General features: G+C 33.9%; 6 protein-coding genes. 1 reads left to right on the top strand and 5 read right to left on the bottom strand.

What is annotated here, in order from left to right; all coding sequences use genetic code 11:
- The 5 genes from T529_RS0111420 to T529_RS0111400 all read right to left on the bottom strand — a co-directional run.
- On the bottom strand, nt 1-203 hold a 203-nt coding region (locus tag T529_RS0111420), incomplete at its 3' end, for a hypothetical protein (RefSeq protein WP_033163736.1).
- Nucleotides 204-399: 196 nt separating this feature from the next.
- Entirely contained in the window at nt 400-1,563 is a 1,164-nt protein-coding gene (locus T529_RS0111415) for a MalY/PatB family protein (RefSeq protein WP_033163735.1), read from the bottom strand.
- Nucleotides 1,564-1,614: 51 nt separating this feature from the next.
- On the bottom strand, nt 1,615-2,517 hold the full coding sequence (locus T529_RS0111410) for a DUF3737 family protein (RefSeq protein WP_051646989.1): 903 nt from the start codon (nt 2,515-2,517) through the stop codon (nt 1,615-1,617).
- A 16-nt stretch (nt 2,518-2,533) separates the two neighbouring features.
- Entirely contained in the window at nt 2,534-3,052 is a 519-nt protein-coding gene (locus tag T529_RS0111405; protein ID WP_238560820.1) for a cyclophilin-like fold protein, read from the bottom strand.
- Between the two features lie 308 nt (nt 3,053-3,360).
- The gene (locus T529_RS0111400) at nt 3,361-4,248 is read right to left on the bottom strand and encodes a LysR family transcriptional regulator (protein WP_033163733.1); all 888 of its coding nucleotides are present in this window, start codon (nt 4,246-4,248) and stop codon (nt 3,361-3,363) included.
- Between the two features lie 248 nt (nt 4,249-4,496).
- Here T529_RS0111400 and T529_RS0111395 point away from each other — a divergent pair.
- Nucleotides 4,497-4,699 (top strand): hypothetical protein (locus T529_RS0111395; RefSeq protein WP_033163732.1); only part of this gene is annotated, 203 nt, incomplete at its 3' end.

Genomic DNA, 4,699 nt, shown 5'->3' with positions numbered 1-4,699 from the left:
TTTAATAACTTGTAATTAGGACTGTTCTTTAAAAGAGTGTAATTCTTTTCGTATTTCAGAAACTCGCCTTCTGCAAAGTAATACTGGCGCACATTATAGATAGCTTCATTGGCAAGATTCTTTGCTATATGGCATAGTTCTTTTATAGTTTTGTAATCTTCCTTTGAAAGATGCTTTACTTGTTGTTTTACGGTAAGATGCATACAGCTTTCTCCTTTCTAAAGACTCGGAAACAGGATTTCCTGTATGCATATTATATCATATCCCTAACCGCCATTCATCCCACGGCCTAAAGGCGCATGGGTTTTCTGTCGGGAACTTTATAAACAATTTTGTCAACAATTTGATAAATCAACATATATCTCTTGAATTAAAGCTACAAATGAGAATTCTATAAGACTACTTCCTTTGAAAACTCTTTATGCCCTCATTTAATCTTTCTAGGCCATCCATCATTCTTTGGTATGGACAGGCAACATTAATCCTTATAAACTGCTTACCATTTTCACCATATTCCTGTCCATCACTTACATATAAGCCTGTTTTCTTGCGTATATAATCAACAAGCATAATACTATCTGAACAGACTTTTGAACAATCCACCCATAGAAGATAAGTCGCCTTGGAAGGGACAACATAGAGCTCTGGAATATGTTCATTTATATAGGCAACAGCCTTTTGTTTATTGTGCTCAATATACGTTCTTAACTCCATCAGCCATTCTCTTCCTTTTTGAAATGCAGCAATGGATGCACTAATCGCAAAGCTATTCGCTTCAGCAACCTCATCTGTATTGATGCCACGATTCACCTTATGTCTTAGAACTGCATTTGGGACAACAATACAGGAAGTTTGTAAGCCAGCAATATTGAAAGCCTTTGTTGGGGCGATACAAGTCATGCTGATCTCCTGATTGATCTTTGAGACACTCGCAAAAGGAATATACTCTTCTTGTGGTGCAGTGATATCACAGTGAATTTCATCCGATAATACAAGAACATGATGCTTATGACATAATGCACCTATTCTTTGTAAAATTTCTTTATCCCATATCTTGCCAATAGGATTATGCGGATTACATAAAATCATTAATGTTGTCTGAGGTAAGGCAAGTTTCTTTTCTAAATCTTCAAAATCAATATGATATGCTTTACCATCATATACAAGATCACTTGATAAAACATGTCGGCCGTTATTAAGAATAGAATTATAGAAGATATTATAGACTGGTGATTGAATAAGAACATTTTCTCCAACAGTTGTGACTTTTCTAACAATGGATGAAATGGCTGGCACTACACCTGTACAAAACATCATCCATTCTTTCTTCATTTTAAAATGATGATATTTCTCCCACCACATTTGGATGCTTTGAAAATAGGTATCAGGTACAGTATTATAGCCAAAAATACCATGATTCACTCTTTTATGCAGTGCTTCAATAATCTCAGGTGCTGTTTCGAAGTCCATGTCAGCAACCCACATCGGAAGCTCGTTTTCTTTTACATCCCATTTGAGTGAGTTTGTATGTCTTCTGTTTATGTCTTTATCAAAATCGTACATGATTGTTTGCTCCTTAATCATTCATGGTTTTTCATAATGTCTGTAGCTACATTAATTCTTACTCATTTGAGGCATATTTCTAAGGTCAGCATGATGTGTATTAAGTGCAATACTTTCTGTTGTGATAATTTGTGTTTGTTCAGGGTTAACTTTATCTTCCTCGACAATAACCTCTCCAATACTCTTTGCTTTTATAGTGCCTGAAATAGGATTCATAATACTATCAACATGGGACTGAATATCGGCATCAATGTTTTCACAATATTCAAAAGCAAGTGTTGTATTGATCAGTTTGCAATTCACCAATTTCACATTCTTGATATAGCAAAGTCCCTGTAAGCTTTCTATTGTACAATTCACAAATGTCAAATTCTCAGCATTCCAGCCTAAATACTCACCAATAATCGTTGAATCATATACAGTAACATTCTTCGTATTCCAAAAAGCATCTTTTGAAACCAAATGTGCATTATGAACTTCAATATCCCTACCACCATCAAAACAGTAGTTCCCCGTTAAACGAAAATTATTGATTCTTATATGTTCACTATTAAAGCCAAAATAGTCACCACTGGCTGTTACATTGTTTAATTGAATATCATGACAATTCCATAATGTTTCCTGTGCCAAAGGCAGATTGACATTATTAAGATGAATGTGCGATGAACGTCTGAATGTTTTCGGTGCTTCAATTGTACTATCCTTTATATCAATATTGTGGGTATACCAGATTCCTGAACGAGCTGTTTCTAATAATGTTGAATCTTTAACTTTTATATCATGACAATACCACAGTGGATATTTCCACTTAAAAATACTGCCTTGAACTTCAATGTCGTTGCTTTCTTTCAATGGTGATTCTCCATCGGCAAAGACACTGTTTTTTACTTTGATATTTTGACTCTTAAACAAGGCTCTTTCCCCTGTTAGATATTTTTGTACAATAACTTCCATCTTCTTACCCTCCTCTTTATTGATGCAAACTTATATTTATATCAGAGCTTTGATTAATAACTTTTAAATAGCCTTCTACATCTTCAATTCTTCCTAGCTTTGTATAGGAATATTGCGTTGAAAAGCTCTTATAAAATAACACCAGGCAATTATCGCCAAACAGCATGAAGTCTCCTGCTTCTATTTTTTCTATAAACTCTGTTTCAGTAGGTAAATGCTTTTGAATATAATGATACTTTTCATTACCATTTAAATCTTTCATTGTCATTGCTAAGGGTAATTGTTTTATCAGGGCATGTGTTGCTTTGTTTTGTTTTAATGAAATAACGAAATCTTTATTATTGATTGTCATAACAATCTTAACTGTCATGTTATCCCTCCTTGAATATTTTTGCTTAGAAAATGTACTTTGTTTTTCATTATTATGCTTTATCAAAGATTGATGATCTTCACAGCCTAGGACAATAAAGCTAACTAATAAAAATAACAATAGCTTCCTCATAATAATCTCCTCCAACATTTCTAGCTCATTCATAGTCTTTCTTTCTGTCACTAACAAGCCTTATAATCTCTTTGACCTCTTCTAGATTGACAACACTTAAGCTATCAATCTAACTCCACCAAAGAAGCATCACTTGCATTGTCCTTTTGATTAGAACAATTGCTAGTAATGTTGCTACAACCACATATCTTCTCTTAACAAGTCATCGTGCTACTCTTTCCTTCGCAGTCAGTTTATAGTAACTCCATTTAAATATCAAATACCTATATTTTGTTGTTATATATGCTTTGCAGGCATATATAACAACAAAAAGGCTTTCCTAATGAAAAGGAAAGCTCTTATTATGTCGATTCTTTGATTGTTTCCTGAACAAGATCTAAAAAGCATTGTGATGCTTTAGTTAGTACTTGATATTTTTTCCAGATAAAATAGTTTTCTACATTAACTGATGGTGTAAGTGGTCTGTATGTCAGTAAGGAATTACCCGTTGTGTTAATGAGTTTATCGAAGCATATGGCATATCCAAGTCCTTCTTCCACCATTAAGGAAGCATTATATAAAAGCGTATATGATGAAATAATATTGAGATTGTCAAGATCGTTATGAAACCATTGGGTGAGATCAGCGAGTCGTTGAAATTCTTTGGATACAATGAGTGGTTGATCTTTGATATCTTCAAATGTGATGCTCTCTTTTTGAGAAAGACTATCATCTTTTTTCATCATTACAACCCATTGATGACTGAGAGGCAATCGCAAATGATTATATTCAGATAGTTTTGGATGTTCAGTGATTAAGGCAAAATCTATAAGACCATTATCCAGTTTATCAATGACATCATCAGCATTGCCACTATAGAGATTGAATTTCACATTTGTATATCTACTCTGCATCTTTTTCATTGTTTTTATGATAACTTTTAGACTGCGTGATTCACCAGATCCAATGTAGATATTGCCACTTATCAAGGAATCCAATGAAGTAATTTCTAGTTCTGTCTTATGGACAAGACTCACAATTTCTTCAGCTCTTTGTCTTAAAAGTATTCCTTCATCTGTCAAGGTTATCTTTTTATTACTACGAACAAACAGTTTCTTTCCTAACTCGTCTTCTAAGTCCTTCATCTGTCTTGATAAAGTTGGTTGCGTAATATGCAGTGCTTCAGCAGCCCCAACAATTGTCTCTTCTCTTGCAATGGCTAAAAAGTACTGTAAAACTCTTATTTCCATGCCCTCTCACCTCATTATTAGTTTATCATATTTGTATGCTTTAAAAGCATACAAATATCAATAAAAACGGAGACGACAATTAATGGTATATTAAATAATCGTGGGGTCACAGTAGCCCTTTAAATAATTGTGAGGTCATTTAGATATGAGGCAATAAAATATCGTGGGGTCATGAACTTATGTTTCATGATCCTTTTAAATTATGCATAATAATGAAGTCCGTCTCTTAGATGAAGGGGAATGAAATTATGGACAATAAAGAATTATGCTATATGCTGGATCTTGATCCAGATACAGTTGAGGATGTGAATATCACCAGAAAAGACGAGAAATATGTCTTCAGTATAGTCATGAAGAGACAAACATATGAATGTCCTGAGTGTCACTCAAGTCATGTGAACATAAAGGCAAATAAATCCAAAAAGCTTGTAGGTGCTCAGTTCAATAACTG

The organism is Sharpea azabuensis DSM 18934 (assembly GCF_000702165.1).
GTDB lineage: Bacteria > Bacillota_I > Bacilli_A > Erysipelotrichales > Coprobacillaceae > Sharpea > Sharpea azabuensis.
The sequence above is the reverse complement of the archived record's forward strand: the minus strand, read 5'-3'. Positions and strand labels throughout refer to the sequence as shown.

What these genes read in the sequence shown, in the direction of transcription:
- T529_RS0111415 (WP_033163735.1), bottom strand. Translation starts at nt 1,563, where the DNA reads ATGTACGATTTTGATAAAGACATAAACAGAAGACATACAAACTCACTC.
- T529_RS0111410 (WP_051646989.1), bottom strand. Translation starts at nt 2,517, where the DNA reads ATGGAAGTTATTGTACAAAAATATCTAACAGGGGAAAGAGCCTTGTTT.
- T529_RS0111405 (WP_238560820.1), bottom strand. Translation starts at nt 3,052, where the DNA reads ATGAATGAGCTAGAAATGTTGGAGGAGATTATTATGAGGAAGCTATTG.
- T529_RS0111400 (WP_033163733.1), bottom strand. Translation starts at nt 4,248, where the DNA reads ATGGAAATAAGAGTTTTACAGTACTTTTTAGCCATTGCAAGAGAAGAG.